The organism is Streptomyces sp. MK7 (assembly GCF_032658145.1).
Lineage (GTDB): Bacteria > Actinomycetota > Actinomycetes > Streptomycetales > Streptomycetaceae > Streptomyces > Streptomyces spiralis.
In genome coordinates, this window is the sequence record NZ_JAVACL010000027.1 from 92,823 (window position 1) to 117,942 (window position 25,120).

13 protein-coding genes and 1 tRNA gene are annotated in these 25,120 nt (G+C 71.5%); 3 read left to right on the top strand and 11 right to left on the bottom strand.

Annotated elements, in window-relative coordinates:
• Nucleotides 1-50 precede the first annotated feature (50 nt).
• Both R2S09_RS26255 and R2S09_RS26260 read left to right on the top strand, forming a co-directional pair.
• A complete protein-coding gene (locus tag R2S09_RS26255; RefSeq protein WP_316743606.1) occupies nucleotides 51-5,024 on the top strand; it encodes an ATP-dependent helicase in 4,974 nt (1,657 codons plus the stop codon).
• A gap of 93 nt (nucleotides 5,025-5,117) precedes the next feature.
• Nucleotides 5,118-5,969 carry a DNA-formamidopyrimidine glycosylase family protein gene (locus R2S09_RS26260; RefSeq protein ID WP_306189857.1) on the top strand — a complete coding sequence of 284 codons (852 nt, stop codon included), beginning with the start codon at nucleotides 5,118-5,120 and terminating at the stop codon, nucleotides 5,967-5,969.
• Between the two features lie 9 nt (nucleotides 5,970-5,978).
• Here R2S09_RS26260 and R2S09_RS26265 read toward each other — a convergent pair whose 3' ends face one another.
• From R2S09_RS26265 to R2S09_RS26305, 9 genes are all read right to left on the bottom strand, one after another.
• Nucleotides 5,979-6,227 (bottom strand): hypothetical protein, encoded by a 249-nt coding sequence (locus R2S09_RS26265; RefSeq protein ID WP_316743627.1) that lies wholly within the window; start codon nucleotides 6,225-6,227, stop codon nucleotides 5,979-5,981.
• Nucleotides 6,228-6,468: 241 nt separating this feature from the next.
• On the bottom strand, nucleotides 6,469-6,843 hold the full coding sequence (locus tag R2S09_RS26270) for a helix-turn-helix domain-containing protein (RefSeq protein WP_030178264.1): 375 nt from the start codon (nucleotides 6,841-6,843) through the stop codon (nucleotides 6,469-6,471).
• Between the two features lie 109 nt (nucleotides 6,844-6,952).
• Complete coding sequence (locus R2S09_RS26275; RefSeq protein WP_316743611.1) at nucleotides 6,953-7,498, bottom strand: CinA family protein; 546 nt, start codon at nucleotides 7,496-7,498, stop codon at nucleotides 6,953-6,955.
• A 2-nt stretch (nucleotides 7,499-7,500) separates the two neighbouring features.
• Entirely contained in the window at nucleotides 7,501-8,280 is a 780-nt protein-coding gene (gene pgsA / locus R2S09_RS26280; protein ID WP_316743612.1) for a CDP-diacylglycerol--glycerol-3-phosphate 3-phosphatidyltransferase, read from the bottom strand.
• Nucleotides 8,277-9,749, bottom strand: coding sequence for a 30S ribosomal protein S12 methylthiotransferase RimO (gene rimO / locus R2S09_RS26285; RefSeq protein ID WP_306189860.1), 1,473 nt, complete (start codon nucleotides 9,747-9,749; stop codon nucleotides 8,277-8,279). Before rimO ends, pgsA begins: the two co-directional genes overlap by 4 nt.
• A 103-nt stretch (nucleotides 9,750-9,852) precedes the next feature.
• On the bottom strand, nucleotides 9,853-10,695 hold the full coding sequence (locus R2S09_RS26290; RefSeq protein WP_316743614.1) for a RodZ domain-containing protein: 843 nt from the start codon (nucleotides 10,693-10,695) through the stop codon (nucleotides 9,853-9,855).
• Nucleotides 10,696-10,991: 296 nt separating this feature from the next.
• Nucleotides 10,992-13,817, bottom strand: coding sequence for a DNA translocase FtsK (locus R2S09_RS26295; RefSeq protein ID WP_316743616.1), 2,826 nt, complete (start codon nucleotides 13,815-13,817; stop codon nucleotides 10,992-10,994).
• A 534-nt stretch (nucleotides 13,818-14,351) separates the two neighbouring features.
• Nucleotides 14,352-15,032, bottom strand: coding sequence for a two-component system response regulator (locus R2S09_RS26300; protein WP_306189863.1), 681 nt, complete (start codon nucleotides 15,030-15,032; stop codon nucleotides 14,352-14,354).
• 315 nt (nucleotides 15,033-15,347) lie between these two features.
• Entirely contained in the window at nucleotides 15,348-20,894 is a 5,547-nt protein-coding gene (locus R2S09_RS26305) for a HAMP domain-containing protein (protein WP_306189864.1), read from the bottom strand.
• Between the two features lie 404 nt (nucleotides 20,895-21,298).
• Between R2S09_RS26305 and R2S09_RS26310 the strand changes: the two genes are divergently transcribed.
• Nucleotides 21,299-24,058, top strand: coding sequence for a SpoIIE family protein phosphatase (locus R2S09_RS26310; protein ID WP_316743618.1), 2,760 nt, complete (start codon nucleotides 21,299-21,301; stop codon nucleotides 24,056-24,058).
• Nucleotides 24,059-24,155: 97 nt separating this feature from the next.
• On the opposite strand, the gene R2S09_RS26315 is transcribed toward R2S09_RS26310, so the two are convergent.
• Nucleotides 24,156-24,228, bottom strand: a tRNA-Thr gene (locus R2S09_RS26315).
• Between the two features lie 41 nt (nucleotides 24,229-24,269).
• Nucleotides 24,270-24,965 carry a DegT/DnrJ/EryC1/StrS aminotransferase family protein gene (locus tag R2S09_RS26320; RefSeq protein WP_306189866.1) on the bottom strand — a complete coding sequence of 232 codons (696 nt, stop codon included), beginning with the start codon at nucleotides 24,963-24,965 and terminating at the stop codon, nucleotides 24,270-24,272.
• Between the last annotated feature and the right edge of the window lie 155 nt (nucleotides 24,966-25,120).

Consider the following 25,120-nt stretch of genomic DNA (forward strand, 5'->3'; position numbering starts at 1 on the left):
GAAGGCCCAGGTCAGAGCATGTTGTCAGTCGCTGGGTGCACGATGGACGCATGGTCAGCGATGCACACCGGGCCCTCGACGGCTTCTCCCCCGCGACCCGCGGCTGGTTCACGGGGGCTTTCTCCGCGCCCACCGCGGCCCAGGCGGGCGCGTGGCAGGCCATCGGCGCGGGCTCGGACGTGCTGGTGGTCGCCCCGACCGGCTCGGGCAAGACCCTGGCCGCCTTCCTCGCCGCCCTGGACCAGCTGGCCTCCACCCCGCCCCCGGCCGACCCGAAGAAGCGCTGCCGGGTGCTGTACGTGTCCCCGCTTAAGGCCCTCGCCGTCGACGTGGAGCGCAACCTGCGCAGCCCGCTCACCGGCATCCGGCAGGAGTCCGTCCGCCTGGGCCTGCCCGAGCCGGAGGTGAAGGTCGGCATCCGCTCGGGCGACACCCCGGCCGCCGAGCGCCGCGCGCTGTCCACCCGCCCGCCGGACATCCTGATCACCACGCCCGAGTCGCTGTTCCTGATGCTGACCTCGGCCACGCGCGACGCACTGACCGGTGTCGAGACGGTGATCCTGGACGAGGTGCACGCGGTCGCCGGCACCAAGCGCGGCGCCCATCTCGCGCTGTCCCTGGAGCGGCTCGACGAGCTGCTGCCGAAGCCGGCCCGCCGCATCGGGCTGTCCGCGACCGTCCGCCCGGTCGACGAGATCGCCCGCTATCTGTCGCCGCGCCGCAAGGTGGAGATCGTCCAGCCGGAGTCCGGCAAGGAGTTCGATCTGTCGGTCGTCGTCCCGATCGAGGACATGGGCGAGCTCGGCGGCTCCCCGGCCGCCGACGGAGGGGACGGCGCGGAGCGGCCCTCGATCTGGCCGCATGTCGAGGAGCGGATCGCGGACCTGGTCCAGGCCCACCGTTCGACGATCGTGTTCGCCAACTCCCGCCGGCTCGCCGAACGCCTGTGCAATCGGCTCAACGAGATCGCCTACGAGCGCACGACCGGCCAGTCCCTGGACGAGCATCACTCCCCGGCCGAACTGATGGGCGGCTCCGGTGCGGCGCACGGCGCGCCCGCGGTCATCGCCCGGGCCCACCACGGCTCGGTCTCCAAGGAGCAGCGCGCGCTCGTCGAGGAGGACCTCAAGGCGGGCCGTCTCCCCGCCGTGGTGGCCACCTCCAGCCTGGAGCTGGGCATCGACATGGGCGCCGTGGACCTCGTCGTGCAGGTGGAGTCCCCGCCGTCCGTGGCCTCCGGTCTGCAGCGCGTCGGCCGCGCGGGACACCAGGTCGGTGCGGTCTCCACCGGCGTGGTCTTCCCGAAGTACCGCGGCGACCTCGTCCAGGCCGCGGTGGTCACCGAGCGGATGCGCTCCGGTGCCATCGAGTCCCTCCGGGTGCCCGCCAACCCCCTGGACGTCCTCGCCCAGCAGCTCGTCGCGATGACGGCGCTGGACAGCTGGCAGGTCGACGACCTGCTGGCCCTGGTCCGCCGGGCCGCGCCGTTCGCCTCGCTGCCGGAGTCGGCCTTCACGGCCGTCCTCGACATGCTCGCCGGCCGCTATCCGTCCGACGCGTTCGCGGAGCTGCGCCCGCGCGTGGTGTGGGACCGGGTGGCGGGCACGGTCACCGGCCGCCCCGGCGCGCAGCGCCTCGCGGTCACCTCCGGGGGCACGATCCCCGACCGCGGACTGTTCGGGGTGTTCCTCGCCGGCTCCGACCCCAAGAAGGGCGGCGGCCGGGTCGGCGAGCTGGACGAGGAGATGGTCTACGAGTCCCGGGTCGGCGACGTCTTCACACTCGGCACCAGCTCGTGGCGCATCGAGGACATCACCCGCGACCGGGTCCTGGTCTCCCCCGCGCCGGGCGTGCCAGGCCGGCTGCCGTTCTGGAAGGGCGACCAGCTGGGCCGCCCGCTGGAACTGGGCCGCGCGGTGGGCGCGTTCCTGCGCGAGGTCGGCTCCCTGCCGGACGAGGACGCCCGGCTCAGGCTGCTCGCGGCCGGCCTCGACGCCTGGGCCGCCGACAACGTCCTCGCGTATCTGAAGGAGCAGCGCGAGGCGTGCGGCCATGTCCCCGACGACCGCACGATCGTCGTGGAGCGCTTCCGTGACGAGCTGGGCGACTGGCGGGTGGTGGTGCACTCGCCGTTCGGCGCCCAGGTGCACGCCCCGTGGGCGCTGGCCCTCGGCGCCCGCCTGTCCGAGCGCTACGGCATGGACGCACAGGTCATGCACGCGGACGACGGCATCGTGCTGCGCCTGCCCGACGCCGACCTGATGGGCCTGGACCTCCTCGACCAGGAGCCCGTGAAGGCCGGCCTGGAGTACGACGCCGAGCAGGCGCCCGTGGGCGCGGCGGACGTCGCCTTCGACAAGGGCGAGGTCGACCAGATCGTCACCGACCAGGTCGGCGGCTCGGCCCTGTTCGCCTCCCGCTTCCGCGAGTGCGCCGCCCGCGCGCTGCTGCTGCCCCGCCGCAACCCCGGCAAGCGCACCCCGCTGTGGCAGCAGCGCCAGCGCGCGGCCCAACTGCTCCAGGTGGCGAGCGAGTTCGGTTCGTTCCCGATCGTCCTGGAAGCGGTCCGCGAGTGCCTCCAGGACGTCTTCGACGTCCCGGGCCTGGTGGAGCTGATGGGGGACATCGAGTCCCGCAAGGTCCGCCTGGTCGAGGTCACCACGCCCGAACCCTCACCGTTCGCGCGCTCGCTGCTCTTCGGGTACGTCGCCCAGTTCCTGTACGAGGGCGACTCGCCGCTCGCCGAGCGCCGCGCCGCCGCCCTGTCCCTGGACTCGCGGCTGCTGGCCGAGCTGCTGGGCCAGGCGGAGCTGCGCGAACTGCTGGACGCCGAGGTGCTGGTCGAGCTGGAGCGGGAGCTGCAGTGGCTGACCGAGGACCGCCGGGTCAAGGACGTCGAGGGCGTCGCGGACGTCCTGCGGCTGCTCGGCCCGCTCACCGACGAGGAGCTGGCCGAGCGGGGCGCGGAGCCGGGCTGGGCGCAGGAACTGGCCGGTGCCCGCCGGGCCATCCGGGTCCGGATCGCCGGGGCCGGCCACTGGGCAGCGGTCGAGGACGCGGGCCGGCTGCGCGACGCGCTCGGCACCGCGCTGCCGGTGGGGGTCCCGGAGGCCTTCACCGAGCCGGTCAAGGACCCGCTGGGCGACCTCCTCGCGCGTTACGCCCGCACTCACGGCCCGTTCACCTCGGCCACGGCGGCGGCCCGTTTCGGCCTGGGCGTGGCGGTCACGGAGGGCGCGCTGCAACGGCTGGCCGCGAGCGGCCGCGTCGTCCAGGGCGAGTTCCACCCGGCGGGCATCGGCCAGGAGTGGTGCGACGCGGCGGTGCTGCGCCGGCTGCGCCGCCGCTCGCTGGCCGCGCTGCGGCACGAGCTGGAGCCGGTGCCGCCTGCCGCGCTCGCCGAGTTCCTGCCCCAGTGGCAGCACATCGGCAGGGGGCACGGCCTGCGAGGCGTCGACGGACTGGTGCGCGCCATCGAGCAGTTGCAGGGCGCCTCCGTGCCGGCCTCGGCGCTGGAGAAGCTGGTCCTGCCCTCACGGGTGGCGAACTACACGCCGTCGATGCTCGACGAACTCACCGCGGCCGGCGAGGTGGTGTGGGCGGGCGCGGGAGCGCTGCCCGGCAAGGACGGGTGGGTCTCCCTGTATCTCGCGGACGCGGCGCCGCTCCTCCTGCCGCCCCCGCACCCGCTGGAGCTGACGGCGCTGCACCAGTCGGTCCTGGACGCCCTCTCCGGCGGCTACGGCCTGTTCTTCCGTCAGATCGCCGACCAGGTCCGCGCGACCACCCACCCGGAGGCCACGGATCCCCAACTGGCCGACACCCTCTGGGACCTGGCCTGGTCGGGTGGGCTCACCAACGACACGCTGGCACCGATGCGTTCCCTGCTGGGCTCGGGCCGCACCGCCGGCTCCACCGCCCACCGTGCCAAGCGCGCCGTTCCGCGCGGGCGCTACGGCTCGTTGACGGCCGCCGCCCGTCCCGTCTCGCGCGGCGGCCCGCCGACCGTCGCCGGACGCTGGTCCCTGCTGCCCGTCCGTGACACCGACACCACCGTGCGCGCCCATGCGCTCGCCCGCACCCTCCTCGACCGGCACGGTGTGGTCACCCGGGGAGCGGTGTCCGCGGAGGGCGTCGAAGGCGGCTTCTCGGCCGTGTACCGGATCCTGTCCGCCTTCGAGGAGAGCGGCCAGGCCCGGCGGGGCTATGTGGTGGAGGGCCTGGGCGCGGCACAGTTCGCCATGGACGGCGCGGTCGACCGGCTCCGCGCGGCGGCCAACGCACGGGAGCGGGGCGAGGGTCTGCCCGGTCCGGCATTCGCGGGCGGCGCGGGCCCGGACGGCTTCGGCCCCTCGGACGGCCTCCGGGCGCCGAGCGCCTTCGGACCGCCCGGCGGCCTCGACTCGGCCCACCCCTTCGAACCGTCCGACGGCTTCGACGCCACCGGTCCCGGCGCCACCGGCTTCGGCGGTGACATCGACTGGCGGGCCGCCGGCCGCTCCTCTCCGGACGAGTACGTCTCCCCCAGGGACCTCACGTCACCGGGCCACGGCGGGCCACGGGGCGGCGGCCAGGCACTGCCGTACGGCGGCTCCGGTCTCGGCGCCCGGCGTGGCCGTGGCGGCTCCGCGGACTCCCGGGCGGTCGTCCTGGCCGCCGCCGACCCGGCGAACGCCTACGGCGCCGCCCTGCCCTGGCCGGAGCCGCCGACCGGCGCCGGGCACAAGCCGGGGCGCAAGGCCGGCTCCCTGGTGGTGCTCGTGGACGGCGAGCTGACCCTCTACATGGAACGCGGCGGCAAGACCCTGCTGGCCTGGCCCGCCGACCCGGAGGCCGCGGCCGGCGACGACCCACGCCTGAGCGCGGCCGCCGAGGCACTGGCCGCGGCCGCCCGCGCGGGCTCCCTGGGCACGGTCACCGTGGAGCGCGTCAACGGCACCTCGGCCCTGACCGCGCCCATCGGCAGCCTCCTGGAGGGAGCGGGCTTCATCGCGACCCCGCGCGGGCTGCGCCTGCGCGCATGACCGGAGCCGATGCCCAGCGGACCACGGCTGGAGCCGGCATGCACGAGAACATGACCGGAGCGGACGTGCGCGGGAACATGCCACGCTGGACCCATGCCCGAAGGTGACACGGTCTGGCAGACCGCGAGGCGACTGCACGACGCGCTCGCGGGCAGAGTCCTGACCAGAAGCGACTTCCGGGTGCCGAAGTACGCGACGGTCGACCTGTCCGGCCGGGCCGTCCTGGACACGGTCTCGCGCGGCAAGCACCTGCTCACCCGCGTCGAGGGTGGCCTGACCCTGCACTCGCACCTGCTGATGGAGGGCGCCTGGAAGGTCTACGGCGACGGCGAACGGTGGAAGGGCGGCCCCGGCCACCAGATCCGCGCCGTACTCGCCACCACCGACCGCGCCGCCGTCGGCTACCGCCTCCAGGTCCTCGACCTGATGCGCACCACCGAGGAGGACCGCACTGTCGGCCACCTCGGCCCGGATCTCCTCGGCCCCGACTGGGACGGCGACCTGGCGCTGGCCAACCTCCTGGCCGACCCCGCCCGACCGCTCGGCGAGGCCCTGCTCGACCAGCGCAATCTCGCCGGCATCGGCAACGTCTACAAGAGCGAGCTCTGCTTCCTGCTCGGCGTGACCCCATGGCTGCCCGTGGGCGCCCTGCCCGCGGAGCTCGCCGCGAAGCTGCCCCCGCTCGCGAAGAGCCTCCTGGAGGCCAACCGTGACCGCCCGGTCCGCCGGACCACGGGCCTGCGGGGCCAGGGCCAGGACCTTTTCGTGTACGGCCGGGCGCCCCGCCCCTGCCTGCGCTGCGGCACGTCCGTGCGCGTGGCCGACCAGGGCGACGGCTCCCAGGAGCGCCCCACGTACTGGTGTCCGCGCTGCCAGGGCGGTCCCGCTCCGGCGCCGGGTTCCCCGCAGAGGTGGCGCGAGCGGTACCGCCGTACGACCAGGTGACACCCGGAGTCAGTGGTCCCTCTCCTCGTCCTCCGGGACAGCGCCCTCGGGGACCGAGTCCTTGAGGACCGAGTCCTTGGGGACACAGTGCACAGGCAGCAGGCTCAGCCCCCACCCACCTGCCGCGACCGCGCCCTCCAGCACCCCCGCGTCGCCCGACAGGACCAGCCGCAGCACCGCCCACCACCACACCGCGCCGAGCCCCAGAGCGGCCAGAGCCGCCGCACAGCGCACTGCCGGCCCCGCCATCGCACCCACGCACCCACCTCCATCCGGCGCTCCGGACGACAGCCCGACGGCCTTCCCGTCACGCTCCGGCGCCGGTCGAGCCGAGCACTACCCGGCCTCAACCATCGCCCCGCACAGGAGAAGGCACAAACGGCAGCACGCACGAAGGCCCCGGCCTGAACTCCCCCGGGTTTCCCGGAGCAGCCCCGGCCGGGGCCTCACGACGTGCGTGTCAGCTCGTGTGTCAGTCAGCTCGGGCACGCGTGTACGATCACGCGGCGACCACGTCCACCGCTTCCGCGGGCGCCTTGATGGTCACCCGTTCCGGTGGCACACCGGTCACCGACACGGAACCCAGCATCGGGCGAACCGGCGTGGGCACGGGCTCGGTGGCCGCAGCAGACTGGGCCAGCTCGGCGAGGGCGAGTTCGTCGCTCACTTCCCGCATGAGCTCGGACATCCGTACGTCCAGCGCGTCGCAGATGGCGGAGAGCAGCTCGGAGGAAGCCTCCTTCTGCCCCCGCTCCACCTCGGAGAGATAGCCGAGCGAGACTCGGGCGGACGAGGAGACTTCGCGCAGAGTACGGCCCTGGCGTTGGCGCTGCCGACGCAGCACGTCACCCAGCAGGCGACGGAGCAGAATCATCGGTGGCTCCCTCCTCGGACCGCGTAGCCGCATCCTTCACGCCCCACCGTACCGCCTCGCGCCGCGGCCGTGCGGGGAGCGATGTCGTGTTCACTCAGGGCTGCAAACATCAAAACCCCCCGTTCCGTTCCGTATCCTGTGCCCGCTCATTCCCGGTCTGTTCGCCCGCAATCCGCTTCAGAAGCAGCGCGAGTACGCTCCGTACACTCTCCATACGAATTTCCGCCCGGTCGCCGTTCAACCGCAGCGCGGCCGTTTTCTCGCCAGGGGCGGTGCCGTTCTCCGTTTCGCCGGGCCCGTCCACGGCCACGAAGACCGTTCCGACGGGCTGTCCGTCCTGGGGGTCGGGGCCGGCGACCCCGGTGGTCGCGATGCCCCAGTCGGCGCCCAAGGCCTTGCGGACACCGGCCGCCATCTGGGCCGCGACCTGCGGATCCACCGCACCGCGTTGCGCCAGCAGAGTGGCGTCGACGCCCAGCAGCTCGTGCTTGAGTTCCGTGGCGTACGCGGTGACCGAACCCCGGAAGACCTTGGAGGCCCCCGGGACCGACGTGATCTCCGCCGCGACCAGGCCGCCGGTCAGCGACTCGGCGACGGCGATCGTCTCGCCCCTCACCGTGAGTAGTCCCACGACTTCGGCGGCCGGCGACCTCACCCTTACGACTCCTCCAACGCGGCCCGGCGCTCGGCGATTCCCCGCCTGCGCAGCACAATGGCCTGTCTCACATAGTCCAGTCCGGTCACCACGGTCAGCACGACGGCCACGGCCATCACCCAGAACCTCAGGGTGGCCAGCCAACCCGTCAGCGCCAGCACGTACATCCCGACGGCCACGCCCTGCGTGAGCGTCTTCAGCTTGCCGCCGCGGCTCGCGGGGATGATGCCGTAGCGGATGACGAGGAAACGCAGCAGAGTGATCCCGAGCTCCCGGCCGAGGATCACGGCGGTCACCCACCAGGGCAGGTCGCCGAGCCCCGAGAGACAGATCAGCGCCGCCCCCATGATCGCCTTGTCGGCGATGGGGTCGGCGATCTTCCCGAAGTCGGTGACCAGGTTGTACGTCCGCGCCAGGTGGCCGTCGAACAGATCGGTGATCATGGCGATGGCGAAGGCCGCCCAGGCGAAGGAGCGCCATGCCGGGTCGTACCCGCCGTTCGCCAGCATCAGGAACACGAAGGCGGGCACCAGCAGCAGCCGCAGCATGGTCAGCAGGTTGGCGACGTTCCAGACGCTGGCCTGGTTCACGGCGGCCGCCGCGATCTTCCCGCCGCGCGGGTGTTTGCCACCGGTCGGCTCCTCGGCCTCCCGGCCTGCCGCGCCGGGCGTGTGACCGGAGGTGCCGGCGGCGCCGGGGGCCCCGTCCGCACCGGTACGGCCCGACGCCGCCCCTCGCGCGCCGGAGGAGCCGCCCGCCGCGGACGCCGGGACTCCCGTCATCTGCCCGCCTCCTCATCGCATGTGAACGCGCCCGCCAGCGGCTCGGCCACCAGGTCGACACCCTCCGTGCCGACCGCCTTGGCCTCGACCACACGGCCGACGCTCAGACCCTCGCCGCTGGTGAGCAGCACCTGCCCGTCCGTCTCCGGTGCCTGGTGCGCCGCACGTCCGTACACACCCTCCTCGGGGTCCACGGACTCCACGAGTACCCGCACCGTCTCACCGATGCGCTCCTCGGCCCGCTGCGAGACGAGCTCCTCCGCCAGTCGGGAGACGCGTGCCAGTCGTTCGGCGACGATCTCCTCGTCCAGCTTGTCGTCGTAGGTCGCCGCCTCCGTGCCCTCCTCGTCGGAGTAGCCGAAGACGCCGATGGCGTCCAGCCTCGCACCGTTCAGGAAGCGCTCCAGTTCGGCCAGATCGGCCTCGGACTCGCCGGGGAAGCCGACGATGAAGTTGGAGCGCACACCGGCCTCGGGCGCCTTGGAGCGGATGGTGTCGAGCAGCTCCAGGAAGCGGTCGGTGTCGCCGAAGCGGCGCATGGCGCGCAGCACGCCGGGCGCGGAGTGTTGGAAGGACAGGTCGAAGTAGGGGGCGACCTTCGGGGTGGAGGTCAGGACGTCGATGAGCCCGGGGCGCATCTCGGCCGGCTGGAGGTAGCTGACCCGGACCCGCTCGATGCCCTCGACCTCGGCCAGCTCGGGCAGCAGGGACTCCAGCAGGCGGATGTCGCCGAGGTCCTTGCCGTAGGAGGTGTTGTTCTCGGAGACCAGCATGATCTCTTTGACGCCCTGCTCGGCCAGCCACCGTGTCTCGTTCAGCACGTCGCTCGGGCGGCGGGAGATGAAGGAGCCGCGGAAGGACGGGATGGCGCAGAAGGAGCAGCGCCGGTCGCAGCCGGAGGCGAGCTTGACCGAGGCGACAGGGGAGCCGTCCAGACGGCGGCGCAGGGGCGCGCGCGGGCCGGAGGCCGGCGCGAGGCCCTCGGGAAGATCCGCGGGAGCGTGCCCCGGCAGCGCGACCGCGGCCCCTGCCTCCTGCCGCTCCGCCGGGCTGATCGGCAGCAGCTTGCGCCGGTCGCGGGGAGTGTGCGAGGCGTGGATGCCGCCGTTCAGGATCGTCTGCAGGCGGTCGGAGATGTCCGCGTAGTCGTCGAAGCCGAGCACGCCGTCGGCCTCGGGGAGGGCCTGGGCCAGCTCCTTGCCGTACCGCTCGGCCATGCAGCCGACCGCGACGACGGCCTGCGTTCTGCCGTGGTCCTTGAGGTCGTTGGCCTCCAGGAGGGCGTCGACGGAGTCCTTCTTGGCGGCTTCCACGAAGCCACAGGTGTTGACCACGGCGACGTCCGCGTCCGCGGCGTCCTCCACGAGCTGCCAGCCGTCCGCCTCCAAACGGCCTGCGAGCTCCTCCGAGTCCACCTCGTTACGGGCGCAGCCGAGAGTGACGAGTGCGACGGTACGGCGTTCAGGCATGGGCTCAAGACTACTTCGTCCCACCGACAGCCCACGTCGAAGGGGTTGGCCGATCTTGGCCAACCCCTTCTCCGTGCGTCCGCTTCCCTCCCTGGTGAGGGGGCTATCCGACCTGCGGGTCGCCCTTGGTGTACGTGAGGCGTTCCACGGCGCCCGGCTGGAACTGGTCCTCGATCTTCTTGCCGTTCACATAGAGCTGGATGGCGCCGGCGTCGCCCAGGATGAGGTTGATCTTGGTGCTGTCCTGGAAGGTCTTGGACTCGCCCTTGTTGAGGAGCCCGTCGAAGAGCATGCGGCCGTTGTGGTCCTTGGCGGAGATCCAGCTGCGCCCGTTCGGTGCGCTGACCTGGACGGTCACCTTGTCCTGGGGCGCGGCCGCGATGGCGCTGTCGGACGGTGCCGGCTTCTGGTCGGTCGGCTTGCTGCTCTTCGGCTTCGGCGAGGCGGGCTTGCTGGTGCTGGGGGTGGAGCCCTCGGCGACCTGCGACTTGGCGCCGCCGTCGCCGCCACCGCCCTTGAAGGCGGTGAAGCCGACGAAACCGACGACGACAACGATGGCGGCGACCATGGCCGCGGTCCAGTTGGGGCCGCGCCGCTCGGGGCGGATACGTTCCGCCTCGAACAGCGGGGCGGCCGGGGTCGGGGCGGGGCGGCCGCCGTGCTCGGCGTCGTACTGCGCGAGCAGCGGGGCCGGATCGAGGTGGACGGCACGGGCCAGGGTCCGGATGTGCCCACGGGCGTAGACGTCGCCGCCGCAGGGGGCGAAGTCGTCGGCCTCGATGGCGTGCAGGATCGCGATGCGGACGCGGGTGGCGGCGCTGACCTCGTCGACGGTCAGCCCGGCGGCGAGCCGCGCGTCCTTCAGGACACGGCCGATGGAGGGGCGGGCTTCCTCGGAAACGTCTTCGAACGGACGCTCGTCTTCAGGGGAGTTGCCGATGGACACGGGGGCGCCTTTCGAGCGTGTAGCCGCCTGTGCTGGACGTTCAGTCTAGGGGGGTGCCAAAGGGTGGAGCGACCCGGCGGTAGGACTTTGTACGCCATCGGAATGGCCGGACAATCCGATGGTGGGACAGGCGCGGAACCCATGGTGGGACCCGCACCGGTCCTCTCGCTCAACTTGACGTACGTCCAAGGGAAACGGTTGCTCACCGCTGTCTAACGGGTGGATCACGGTGCGGCCACCCTTCCACCCGCCCCTCGGCCGGAGGCCGCCTCCACCGGACGGACGTCCCTGTGCTGCTACCCCTCGGTCTCGCCCCGAATCACGGCCAGCACACCGTCCAGGTCGTCGGGCTTCACGAGCACGTCACGCGCCTTGGACCCCTCGCTGGGACCGACGATGTTCCGGGACTCCATGAGGTCCATCAGCCGCCCGGCCTTGGCGAAGCCGACGCGCAGCTTGCGCTGGAGCATGGACGTCGACCCGAACTGCGTGGAGACGACCAGCTCGGCCGCCTGGCACAGCAGGTCGAGGTCGTCGCCGATGTCCTCGTCGATCTCCCTCTTCTGCTTGGTGCCGACGGTGACGTCGTCCCGGAAGACCGGCGTCATCTGGTCCTTGCAGTGCCGGACGACGGCCGCGACCTCGTCCTCGGTGACGAAGGCGCCCTGCATTCGGGTCGGCTTGCTCGCGCCCATCGGCAGGAACAGTCCGTCGCCCTTGCCGATCAGCTTCTCGGCGCCCGGCTGGTCGAGGATGACGCGGCTGTCGGCGAGCGAGGAGGTGGCGAACGCGAGCCGGGAGGGCACGTTCGCCTTGATCAGACCGGTGACGACGTCGACGGAGGGCCGCTGGGTGGCGAGCACCAGGTGGATGCCGGCCGCGCGCGCGAGCTGCGTGATGCGCACGATCGCGTCCTCGACGTCACGCGGGGCGACCATCATCAGGTCGGCGAGCTCGTCGACGATCACCAGCAGGTACGGGTACGGCTGAAGCTCGCGCTCGCTGCCCTCGGGCGAGTGCACCTTGCCGCTCCGCACGGCCGCGTTGAAGTCGTCGATGTGTCGGAACCCGTAGGCCGCCAGGTCGTCGTAGCGCAGATCCATCTCCCGCACGACCCACTGCAGGGCCTCGGCGGCCCGCTTGGGGTTGGTGATGATCGGCGTGATCAGGTGCGGGATGCCCTCGTACGCGGTCAGCTCGACGCGCTTGGGGTCGACGAGGACCATGCGCACGTCCTCCGGAGTCGCCCGCATCATGATCGAGGTGATCAGGCAGTTGATGCAGGACGACTTGCCGGAACCGGTGGCGCCGGCGACCAGCACGTGCGGCATCTTCGCGATGTTGGCCATCACATAGCCGCCCTCGACGTCCTTGCCGAGCGCGACCAGCATCGGGTGGTCGTCCTCGGCCGCCTCCGCCAGGCGGAGCACGTCACCGAGGTTGACCATCTCCCGGTCGGTGTTCGGGATCTCGATGCCGACCGCGGACTTGCCGGGGATCGGGCTGATGATCCGCACGTCCGGGCTGGCGACGGCGTAGGCGATGTTCTTGGTCAGCGCGGTGATCCGCTCGACCTTCACGGCGGGACCCAGCTCGACCTCGTAGCGGGTGACCGTCGGCCCGCGCGTGAAGCCGGTGACGCGGGCGTCGACCTTGAACTCGGTGAAGACATTGGTGAGCGAGGCGACGATGGCGTCGTTGGCGGCGCTGCGCGCCTTGCCCGGGCCGCCCCGCTCCAGCAGGTCCAGGGAGGGCAGGGAGTAGGTGATGTCACCGGACAGCTGGAGCTGCTCGGCGCGCGGCGGCAGCTCACGGGTCTCGGCGGGCGGCGTCTTGGTGAGGTCGGGGACACCCGCGGCCGGCTTCTCCTGCTTCTCCTGTTCCTCCCGCGGGGGCCGGCCGGCCCGCGGGTCCGCCTCGGGGCGCGCGGCCGGCGAGTCCTCCTTGGGCCCGGTGGCCGGACCGTCCGGCTCGGGACGCGCCGCCGGCACCGGGGTCGGGGTCGGCGTCTCGGCCCGGTCGCCGACGGTGACGCCCTGGGTGAGGTCCGCGACGAGCGGAGACGGCGGCATGCCGTGCAGCACGGCACCGTCGAGCGCGGCGGCGGCTGCGGCGGCGACGTCCACGGCGTCCATCCGCCGTTCCATGTCGGGCTGCGGCACGGCGGAGCGCCGGGGCCGGCCACGGCGCCTGGAGAGTGCCTCCTGCTCGGCGGCGTCGGAGTCGTAGGCCTGGGGAGCGCTCTGGCGCCGGCGGAGGCGCGCGGGCAGCGCTTCGCGCCACTGTTCGTCGTAGCGGGCGTCGTCCTCGGTGTACTCGCCGGGTTCGTCGTCCTGGGGGTCGGGCAGGAGGCCGAGCTTGACGCCGAGCAGCCGCAGCCGCTGCGGAATGGCGTTGACCGGGGTGGCGGTGACGACGAGCAGTCCGAACACCGTGAGCAGCACCAGCAGCGGTACGGCGAGCACCGCGCCCATCGAGTACGTCAGCGGTGTGGCCGCGCCCCAGCCGATGAGGCCGCCGGCGTCCCTTATGGCCTGCATGCCGTCGCTGCGGGCGGGCGAGCCGCAGGCGATGTGGACCTGGCCGAGCACACCGAGGACGAGCGCGGACAGACCGATGACGATGCGGCCGTTGGCCTCGGGTTTCTCCGGGTGCCGGACGAAGCGTACGGCGATGATCCCGAGCAGGATCGGCACGAGCAGGTCGAGCCGGCCGAAGGCACCGGTGACCAGGATCTCGACCAGGTCGCCGACGGGCCCGCGCAGATCGGCCCAGGTACCGGCGGCGACGATCAGGGCGGCGGCGAGCAGCAGCAGCGCGGTGCCGTCCTTGCGGTGCGCGGGATCGAGGTTCTTGGCGCCCCGCCCCACCCCCCGGAGCACGGCGCCGACGGCGTGCGCCAGCCCGAGCCAGAGGGCGCGCACGAGCCGGTACACGCCCCCGGTGGGGTTCGGTGCGGGTTTGGGCGCGGCCTTCTTGGCGGCCGCCTTCTTGGCGGGTGCCTTGGCCGGAGCCTTCTTGGCGGGTGCCTTTTTCGCAGCGGCCTTCTTCGCCGGAGCCTTTGCGGGAGCGGCCGCCTTCTTGGCGGGCTGCTTCTTGGCTGCGGAGGAACGTGAGGCCATAGGTGTGAGGTTACCGTCGGAGACGACAGCGGACACGTGTGCCCACTGCTTCACCCGTTCGTGTCGTCCCCACGGACTCGACGGTCTGACGCCTCGTCACCGAAGGCGGTGATCGAAGGATTTGTGCCACGCACGGCCCCCGGCCCGCCGCACCTCCTGAGCCAGATCCTGCACTCACCGGCCCCGCCCGGGATGCGCCCACTCCCCTGAAGCCGACCGGCACCGCGGCACCACGCTCAGGCCCGCGGCCTCGGCCGCGACCTCGAGTCCGTCCCGCGCCTGGCCTGCTGCCCGCGCCTTTTGCGGCCCGCGCCCGGTTGCGGCCCGCGCCCGGTTGCGGCCCGCGCACGCTCCTGGCCGCACCCCGAGCACCCGGGCTCCAGCCCGCACCCAAGGCCCGTCCCGGCGTGCGCCCCGCGCCGGGTCCCGCCCGCGGCCCGCGCCCGACCTGCGCCCAAGCCCGCGCCGCCCGGCGCGGCCCGAACCGCGGCCCGACTCAAACCCCGGAAAGCCGCCCGTCCCCGAAGGGGAACCTCACCCCTGCGACGTGACCGACGACGTGTTCCCCGCCCCCGGCTCCAGCGCGTCCAGCGCGCGCCGAAGGCCGGTGAGTTTGCGCTCCAGGTGGGCCGCCGTGGCGACCGCCGCCGCGTCGGCGGACTCGTCGTCCAGCTGCTTGGAGAGAGCCTCCGCCTGCTCCTCCACGGCTGCCAGGCGCGCCGACAGCTCCGCGAGCAGGCCCGCCGACTCCTTGCCCTCGCCGGTCCCGCCCTTCGCGCCGCCCTCCAGCTGGATGCGGAGAAGCGCCGCCTGTTCCTTCAGCTGGCAGTTCTTCATGTACAGGTCGACGAAGACCGAGACCTTCGCGCGCAGCACCCACGGGTCGAACGGCTTGGAGATGTAGTCCACCGCACCGGCCGCGTAGCCACGGAAGGTGTGGTGCGGGCCGTGGTTGATCGCGGTGAGGAAGATGATCGGGATGTCCCGGGTCCTCTCCCGCCGCTTGATGTGCGCCGCCGTCTCGAAACCGTCCATGCCCGGCATCTGGACGTCCAGCAGAATGACCGCGAAGTCGTCCGTGAGCAGTGCTTTGAGCGCTTCCTCCCCTGACGATGCCCGTACCAGCGTCTGATCGAGCGCAGAGAGGATGGCCTCCAGCGCCAACAGATTCTCCGGCCGGTCATCGACCAGGAGGATCTTGGCCTTCTGCACCATGGCCCGCCCTCCTCGCCCCGGCTTGGGGCCGCCCCTGTCCGCAGGAACCGGGGAGGCACCGGCGGGTGCCGCCCCAGGGGACGACTCCCTTGCGCCGCCCGTCCTTGTGCCGGTCATCGTAGCCGCACCCCGCCTGTCGCCACACCCTGTCACCGCGATGTCACTGTGCACGTAGCAGAAACGCGTCGGGAGAGCAGAAGGTTCCCCGAATCCCGCACTTCCACACGACTTCGAGCACCCTCACTCAACATCTTCGCGCGCACCCCGAAGGCGCCCGTCACCGGGTCCTCCACGTGCTTTGCCCGTGGTTCCGACTCATCCCTCCCGCATCCACTGCTCCATCACGCCCAGCAGGTGATCGGGGTCGACCGGCTTGGTCACGTAGTCGGAGGCGCCCGACTCGATGGCCTTCTCCCGGTCGCCCTTCATCGCCTTCGCGGTCAGCGCGATGATCGGCAGCCCGGCGAACTGCGGCATGCGCCGGATCGCCGTGGTGGTCGCGTATCCGTCCATCTCGGGCATCATGATGTCCATCAGGACGACCGCCACATCGTCGTGCTGCTCCAGCACCTCGATGCCCTCGCGGCCGTTCTCGGCGTAGAGCACGGACAGGCCGTGCTGCTCCAGGACGCTGGTCAGCGCGAAGACGTTGCGGATGTCGTCGTCGACGATCAGCACCTTCTCGCCACCGAACCGGACGTCCCGGCGCCCGTGCGGCGCCGCCTCCGCCTGCCCGTCGGCGCCGAGGGTCCCGGCCGCCTGCTCCGGCATCTGCTGGTCCCGCTGTCCCGGCTGCTGCTCGCCCGCGGGCAGGGCCGCCCTGCGGCGGCGCCGGAAGAGCGCGGCGGCCCCGTTCTGGGTCTCCTGGTACGACCTCACCTCGGCCGGCATCTCCACCTCTACGGCCGACAGCTCGGACAGATCGGAGAGGCTGGAGATTTCGGACAGGTGCGGCTCGGCGGCGGCGACCAACTCCTCGGCGGCGAGCGCGGACCCGGGCTGCTGGTAGCCGTGCGGCGGCAGCTCGCCCGGGTGCAGCGGCAGATACAGGGTGAACGTCGAGCCGCGGCCCGGCTCGCTCTGGGCGTGGATCTCACCGCCGAGCAGCTGCGCGATCTCCCGCGAGATGGACAACCCGAGGCCCGTACCGCCGTACTTACGGCTGGTGGTGCCGTCGGCCTGCTTGAACGCCTCGAAGATCACCCGCATCTTGCTGGCCGCGATGCCGATGCCGGTGTCGGTGACCGAGAACGCGATCAGCTCCGCGTCCGGGTCGGTCAGCGAGCCGGTCTCCAGCAGCTGCTCCCGGATCGCCTGCGGGACGTCGGTCCGCGCGGGACGGATGACGAGTTCCACGGACCCGGAGTCGGTGAACTTCACCGCGTTGGACAGCAGATTGCGCAGCACCTGCAGCAGCCGCTGCTCGTCGGTGTGCAGGGTCGCGGGCAGCTCCGGCGACACCCGCACCGACAGGTCCAGGCCCTTCTCGGCGGTCAGCGGCCGGAAGGTGGCCTCCACGTAGTCGATGAGCTGGACGAGCGCGATACGCGTCGGGGAGACGTCCATCTTGCCCGCCTCGACCTTCGACAGGTCCAGGATGTCGTTGATCAGCTGCAGCAGGTCGGAGCCGGCGCCATGGATGGTCTCGGCGAACTCCACCTGCTTCGGGGAGAGGTTGCCCTCGGCGTTGTCGGCGAGCAACTTGGCCAGAATCAGCAGGGAGTTGAGCGGCGTACGCAGCTCGTGCGACATGTTCGCGAGGAACTCGCTGCGGTAGCGCATGGAGACGGCGAGCTGCTCGGCACGCTCCTCCAGGACCTGCCGCGCCTCCTCGATCTCGGAGTTCTTCGCCTCGATGTCGCGGTTCTGCTGGGCCAGCAGCTCGGCCTTCTCCTCCAGTTCGGCGTTGGACGCCTGCAACGCCTTCTGCCGCTGCTCCAGCTCCTCCGAGCGCAGCCGCAGTTGCTCCGTCAGCTCCTGGGACTGCTTGAGCAGCTGCTCGGTCTTGGTGTTGACCGAGATGGTGTTGACGCTGGTGGCGATCATCTCCGCGATCTGGTTGAGGAAGTCCTTCTGGATCTGCGTGAACGGCGTGAAGGAGGCCAGCTCGATCACGCCGAGCACCTTGCCCTCGAACAGCACCGGCAGCACGATCACCTGCGCGGGAGGCGCCTCGCCGAGCCCGGAGGAGATCTTCAGATAGCCGCTGGGCGCGTTCTCCACCAGGATCGTGCGCTTCTCCTCGGCGGCCGTCCCGATCAGCGCCTCACCCGGCCGGAACGACGTCGGCATGGAGCCCATCGAGTAGCCGTAGGAGCCCAGCATGCGCAGCTCGTAGACGTCCTCCGCGTCGGCGCCGAGGTCCTTGTCGTCGACCAGCGGCATGGCCACGAAGAAGGCGCCGTGCTGCGCGGAGACCACCGGCGTCAGCTCGCTCATGATGAGCGAGGCCACGTCCTCCAGGTCCCGGCGTCCCTGCATCAGGGCCGAGATGCGGGCCAGGTTGCCCTTGAGCCAGTCCTGCTCCTTGTTGGCGATCGTGGTGTCGCGCAGGTTGGCGATCATCTTGTTGATGTAGTCCTGGAGCTCCTGGATCTCGCCGGAGGCGTCGACGTCGATCTTCAGGTTCAGGTCGCCGCGGGTCACGGCGGTCGCCACGCGCGCGATGGCGCGCACCTGCCGGGTCAGGTTCCCGGCCATCTCGTTCACGGACTCGGTCAGGTCCCGCCACGTGCCGTCGACGTCCCGCACGCGTGCCTGACCGCCGAGCTGTCCCTCGGTGCCCACCTCGCGGGCGACCCTGGTGACCTCCTCGGCGAAGCTGGACAGCTGATCAACCATCGTGTTGATCGTCGTCTTGAGTTCGAGGATCTCGCCACGGGCGTCAATGTCGATCTTCTTGGTCAGGTCACCCTTGGCGATCGCCGTGGTGACCATGGCGATGTTGCGCACCTGACCGGTCAGGTTGGACGCCATCTGGTTCACCGACTCGGTGAGGTCCTTCCAGGTGCCGGCCACGCCCGGGACGTAGGCCTGCCCGCCGAGGATGCCGTCCGTGCCCACCTCGCGGGCCACCTTGGTGACCTGGTCGGCGAACGAACTCAGCGTCTTGACCATGGTGTTGAAGGTGTCGGCGAGCTGCGCCACCTCACCGCGCGCCTCGATCGTCACCGTCCGCGTCAGGTCGCCGTTGGCGACCGCGGCGGCCACCTGGGAGATGTTGCGCACCTGCATGGTCAGGTTGTTGGCCATCAGGTTGACGTTGTCGCTGAGGTCCTTCCAGATGCCGACCACGCCCGGCACATGCGCCTGACCGCCGAGGATGCCTTCGGTGCCCACCTCGCGGGCGACCCGGGTCACCTGCTCCGCGAACGACGACAGCTGGTCCACCATCGTGTTGACGGTCGTGACGAGCTCCAGGATCTCGCCCTTGGCGTCGACGGTGATCTTCTTCGACAGGTCGCCCTTGGCGACGGCCGTCGTGACCTCGGCGATGTTGCGGACCTGGATGGTCAGGTTGTTCGCCATGAAGTTCACGGACTGGGTGAGGTCCTTCCAGGTGCCGGCCACACCCTGCACCTCGGCCTGACCGCCCAGGATGCCCTCCGTGCCCACCTCGCGGGCCACGCGGGTGACTTCCTGGGCGAACGACGACAGCTGGTCCACCATCGTGTTCAGGGTGTTCTTCAGCTCCAGGATCTCCCCGCGCGCGTCCACGGTGATCTTCTGGGACAGGTCACCGCGGGCCACGGCGGTGGCGACCTGCGCGATGTTGCGCACCTGCGCGGTGAGGTTGCCGGCCATGCCGTTCACCGAGTCGGTGAGGTCCCGCCACACACCGGCGACGCCGGGCACCTGCGCCTGACCGCCCAGCCGGCCGTCCGTGCCCACCTCGCGGGCCACCTTGGTCACCTGGTCGGCGAAGGCGGAGAGCTGGTCGACCATCGTGTTGATGGTGTTCTTCAGCTCCAGGATCTCCCCGCGCGCGTCCACGTCGATCTTCTGGGACAGGTCACCGCGGGCCACCGCCGTCGTCACCTGGGCGATCTGCCGCACCTGGGAGGTGAGGTTGCCGGCCATGAAGTTGACGGAGTCGGTCAGCTCCTTCCACGTGCCCGACACGCCGTCCACTCGGGCCTGACCGCCCAGCCGTCCCTCCGTGCCCACGTCCCTGGCCATCCGGGTCACCTGGTCGGCGAACGACGACAGCTGGTCCACCATGGTGTTCACGGTGTTCTTCAGCTGGAGCATCTCGCCGGAGACGTCCACGGTGACCTTCTGCGACAGATCACCGTTGGCCACGGCCGTCGTCACCTGGGCGATGTTCCTCACCTGACCGGTGAGGTTGCGGAACGCGGTGTTGACGGAGTCCGTCAGGTCCTTCCACGTACCCGCGGCGCCCGGCACCTGTGCCTGACCGCCCAGCTCACCCTCGACACCGACCTCCCGCGCCACGCGCGTGACCTCGGCACCGAACGCCGACAGCTGGTCGACCATGCCGTTGACGGTGTTCTTCAGCTCCAGCATCTCGCCGGCCACGTCCACGGTGACCTTCTGCGACAGATCACCGCTGGCCACGGCCGTCGTCACCGCCGCGATGTCCCTCACCTGAGTGGTGAGGTTCCGGAACACCGTGTTGACGGAGTCCGTCAGGTCCTTCCACGTCCCGGCGACGCCCGGCACGTTCGCCTGACCGCCCAGCCGGCCCTCCGCGCCGACCTCGTTCGCCACGCGCGTGACCTCGTCCGCGAAGATCCGCAGCGTCTCGGTCATCTGGTTGATCGTCTCGGCCAGCCGCGCGACCTCCCCGCGCGCCGGGACGGTCACCTTCTGCGACAGATCACCGTTGGCCACGGCCGTGGTGACCTGCGCGATACCGCGCACCTGGGCCGTCAGGTTGCCGGCCATCAGGTTCACCGAGTCGGTGAGCTCCTTCCACGTGCCGTCCACCCCCGGCACATGCGCCTGGCCGCCGAGGATGCCGTCCGTGCCCACCTCGCGGGCGACCCGCGTCACCTCGGAGGAGAACGCGGAGAGCTGGTCGACCATCGTGTTGACGGTGTTCTTCAGCTCCAGCATCTCGCCGGCGACATGCACGGTCACCTTGCGTGACAGGTCACCCTTGGCGACGGCCGTGGTCACCAGCGCGATGTCCCGCACCTGCGCTGTCAGCCGGGACGCCATCGTGTTGACGGAGTCCGTGAGGTCCTTCCAGGAGCCGGACAGACCGCGCACCCGCGCCTGCCCGCCCAGCTTCCCCTCGGTGCCCACCTCGCTGGCCACGCGCGTGACCTCGTCGGTGAACGTCGACAACTGGTCGACCAGGTTGTTGACCGTCCGCCCGACCTTCAGGAACTCGCCCCGCAGCGGATGCCCGGCCCCCTCCGGCGCCGGGGTGCGCAGCTCCATCCGCGGCGAGAGATCACCCTCGGCGACCGCGGACAGCACCCGGCCGACCTCGGAGACGGGCCGCACCAGGTCGTCGACGAGCGCGTTGCAGTTCTCGATCGCCACCGCCCAGGAGCCCTCGCAGGCCCCCGTCTCCAGCCGCTCGGTGAGTTTTCCCTCACGTCCCACCATGCGCCGTACCCGCGACAGCTCGCCGGTCAGATGCATGTTGCGGTCGGCCACCTCGTTGAAGACCGCCGCGATCTCCGACATCACGCCGTCCCCGGACACCGTGAGCCGCTTGCGGAAGTTACCGTCCCGCATCCCCACCAGAGCCGCCAGCAGCCGGTTCAGGGCGGCCGTGTCCACCGCGGTGGTACCACCGCGCGGTGTGCGCCGGTTGTTCAGGGACTGTCCGGACTGTCCGCCTTTCGCGCGCGTCTTCGTGCCCCGCGTCGCTGCGCCAGACTCCACTGTGTCCCTCCCGCAGGGATCGACCACTACTGCTGTGCCCCGGCACCACCACCCGGCGTACCGGTTACTGCTTGGTAACTCTGCCCGATGCTTACTGCTGCGTCACTCTGCCCGAAGCGGCCAGGCCGCACGAGGGCCTGCTGCCCAGCGCACGCAGAACCCACTCAGCCTGCCCGCCACGTCAACAGAAGCCTGCCCAGTGTTTCACCCCCACCGAACCAGGCCATAACAGTTCGGCAGCTTCGCACACCGTCCGCACACCCTCCGGGCGAAAACACCGAAGACCGGCATCCGCAGCGACCGCGAAGGTAAGTAACCTTGCATGCGGCTGTCCAGCCACGCCGGTCCGTCCGGCCTGGGCGGTGGCACGGGAACGAGCGGGCATCGGAGGGCGGCCGCACACAATGACCACCGGAGTGATCCCCGGGGAACAGCCCCCGGAGCCACGGCCGCAGAGGCCGCAGCTACCGGAGCAGCGCCGCGAGCCGGTCGGCCCGCAAGGCCTGCACGTCGACAACCGGACGAGGAGTTCTGTGATCACCGCCCGCGCGGCCGCCAGCTTCGAGCCCCTCGGGCGATCGGTCGCGACCGCCCGGTCCTTCGTCCGCGACACCCTCCAGGGGTGGGGCTTCGGAGACATCGTCGACGATGCCGTGGTGCTCACCAGTGAACTGGTCACCAACGCCGTCGTCCACGCCGGCACGGCCGCCGACGTCGTGTGCCTGCGCAGTGACGACGGCGTACGGATCGAGGTGGCCGACCGCTACCCCGAGCGCGAGGTCCCCCTGCAGAGCACCGCCGTCAACATGGGCAGCCCCGACCGCGAGGGCGGCCGCGGCCTCCAGCTGTGCGCGGCCCTCGCCGCCCGCTGGGGCGTGGAGTACACACCCACGCACAAGAACGTCTGGTTCCAACTCGACCTTCCCGAGCGTCCGGTCGGCACCCGCGCCGCCGGGCCCATGGTGCCCGCCGAACTCCTCCCGATCGCCGACGGCCGCGTCCGCGTCGCCGTCGTCCAGATCGACCGCGGCGGCTCCATCACCGCCTGGAACGAGGACGCCGAGGAACTCTTCGGCTACGCCGCCGAACAGGTCGTCGGCAAGCCGCTGACCGACCTCGCCGCCTGGCCGCACACCCCCGGCACCGGCACCGGCATCGCCGAAGCGCTCCAACTCTCCCGCTGGGAGGGCAGCTACGGCATCCGCGGCGCCCACGGCCGGGTCATCCCCGTCTACGCCTCCCACCTCCGCGTCCGCGACACCGGCGGCGAACCGTCCACCGTCTGCCTGCTCGTACGGGACCACGAACGCGCCGTGCTGCAGAGCCCGTTGCGGGTTCCCGCCTCCGGTGGCGACACCGGTGCCGCGGCCGACGGCGCCGGCACCGACCCGTTCGAGGTCTTCATCGGCTCACCGGCCCCCGACGACCTCGACGGCCTCCTGCAGCGCACCGTGGAACGCGCCCGCGACATGCTCGACGGCGACGCCGCCTTCCTGCTCCTGGCGACCGACGACGAGACCGAGTTGGAGGTCCGCGCCTCCACCGGCCTGCCCTCCGCCCGCCAGCGCTTCGCCCGCGTCCCCGTCGAAGCCGGCCCCGGCCGCTACGGCTCGGCCCGCATGCCCGCCGTCCACGACGACCTCACCGCCACACCCGGCGCCGCACCCCTCCTGGGCGGCACCGGCATGCGCTCCGTCGTCACGGTCCCGCTGAAGGTCGAGGGCCGCCTCACCGGCTCCCTGGGGGTCGCCGCCGAGGCACCCGGCAGATACTCCAACGAGGAGGCCCTGCGCCTGCAGTTCGCCGCCGACCGCATCGCACTGGCCGTGGAGTCGGCCCGCCTGGGCGAGCTGGAACGGCTGCGCCGCGGCTCCCTGAGCTTCCTCGTCGAGGCCTCCGACCTGCTGGCCGGCACCCTGGACCGCGACCAGACCCTCGCCCTGATGGCCCAGATGACGGTTCCCACCCTGGCCACCTGGTGCGCCGTCTACACCATCGCCGACCAGGCCTCCGAGCCCTACCTGTCCTACGTCCTGCACGAGGACGAGGAGCTGATCGACGGCATCAAGTCCCTGCTGTCGAAGATCCCGCCGCCGGACCCGGTACCGACCCCCGGCGCGCGCGTCTGGTCGGCCCCCGGCGAGGCCGCCCACCAGGCGGCCCTGCGCACCTCCATGCGCAGCCTCAGCCTGGGCGACTCGCACCACCGGATCGGCACCACCATCGGCCCCACCCTCGCCACGGCGTCCGCGGTCGGCGGCGAGACCGTCGTCCTGCCGCTGGTCGCCCGCAACCGTGTCATCGGCATGCTCACCCTGGGCAAGCCCACCGACGAACACTTCCGCCAGGAGATCCTGGAACTGGCCGAGGACCTCAGCCGCCGCGCCGCCCTCGCCCTGGACAACGCCCGGCTGTACTCGGAGCGCACGGCCATCAGCCAGTCCCTCCAGCGCAGCCTCCTGCCGCCCGGCCTGCCGCAGATCGACGGCGTGGAGGTCGAGGTCATCTACCGCGCGGCCGGCGAGGGCAACGAGGTCGGCGGCGACTTCTACGACCTCTTCCCCATCCGTGACGGCGCCTACGGCTTCGCCATCGGCGACGTCTGCGGCACCGGCCCGGAGGCGGCGGCCGTGACGGGCCTGGCCCGCCACGCGCTCAGGCTGCTGGCCCGCGAGGGCTACGACGGCCCGGCGGTCCTGGAGCGCCTGAACTCCGCGATCCTCGACGAGGGCGCCCGCAGCCGCTTCCTCACCCTCCTGTACGGCGAGCTGCGGTCGCAGGAGGACGGCAGCGCCGAGCTGAAGGTGGTGTGCGCCGGCCATCCGCTGCCGCTGCGCCTGCGTCAGGACGGCAGGGTGGAGTCGGCCGCCGAGCCGCAGCCGCTCCTCGGCGTCATGGAGGACCTGGACCTGTACGAGCAGACGGTCACCCTGGACCCGGGCGACGTCCTGCTCTGCGTCACGGACGGTGTCACCGAGCGGCGCGAGGGCACGCGCATGCTGGGCGACGACGGCCTGGCGGACGTCCTGACCACGTGCACGGGCCTGACGGCCGGTGCGGTCGCGGCACGCATCATGCGCGCGGTGGAGCGCTTCGCCTCGGACGCTCCGTCCGACGACATGGCGATCCTGGCGATGCGGGTTCCGGAGGTGGGCCGGCACTGAGGCCGGCCCGAAGGCTGTGGGGCCGGCCCGGGCATGGCCCGGAAGGCCGGTCCGGACATGAGAAAACCCCGCCCGGAAGGGCGGGGTTTTTCGCTCGAGCCCCCAAACGGAATCGAACCGTTGACCTTCTCCTTACCATGGAGACGCTCTGCCGACTGAGCTATAGGGGCCTGTCGCCCTTTCGAGGTTTCCCTCGCGGCAACGGAATAGATCATACCCCGAACACGGCGTGGCTCCCAACCACGATCGGTCCCCCGAGCGCGTTGCATGCCGAGACGATCCGCTGCATCTCCCGCCGCGTCAGCGAGGCGTCCACCGGAAGCGTCAGCGTCTCCTCGGCGGCCCGCTCCGTCTCCGGCAGAGAAACGCATCTGCGGAACTCCGGCAGCCGGTGCACGGGCGTCTTCACCGGCACCCGGCAGTCAACGCCCCTGGCACGTACGGCCCGTGCGAAGGCGTCCCGGTCCGGCCGGCCGTTCCCGGGCACACGCACCACGTACTGCTGGTAGGTGTGCCCGTCCCCGCCGTCCGGCGTCCGTACGCCCCGCAGCCTCGCGTCCAGATAGGCGGCACGCTCCCTGCGCTGTGCCGTCTCGTCGTACGGCGCCTCGGACTCTCCGTGCTCCAGCACCAGCAGCCCGTGCCTCCGCCCGATCCCGTGCAGTGCGGCGACATCGGCCGACCGCCCGAAGCGGTGTACGACAACGACGGCCGCCGTCCGGGGAGTTACGGCCGCTTCGACGGCGAGCGGGTCGAGGCAGTAGGACACGGGGTCTATGTCGGCGAACACCGGCAGCGCACCGGCCTGGGTCACCGCGTCGGCGACCTCCACATTGCCGAACGCCGGCACGACGACCTCGTCACCGAATCCGACACCGGCGGCTCTGAGCAGTGCAGCAGTACCCATGCCGCGGATGGTGGTCGGGCAACGTGAACGTCAAGTGACGGCAAACAAAAAAGGGTTGGGCCCGGAACCGAAGTTCCGGGCCCAACCCTTTGAAGAGTTGTTCGGCGGTGTCCTACTCTCCCACAGGGTCCCCCCTGCAGTACCATCGGCGCTGC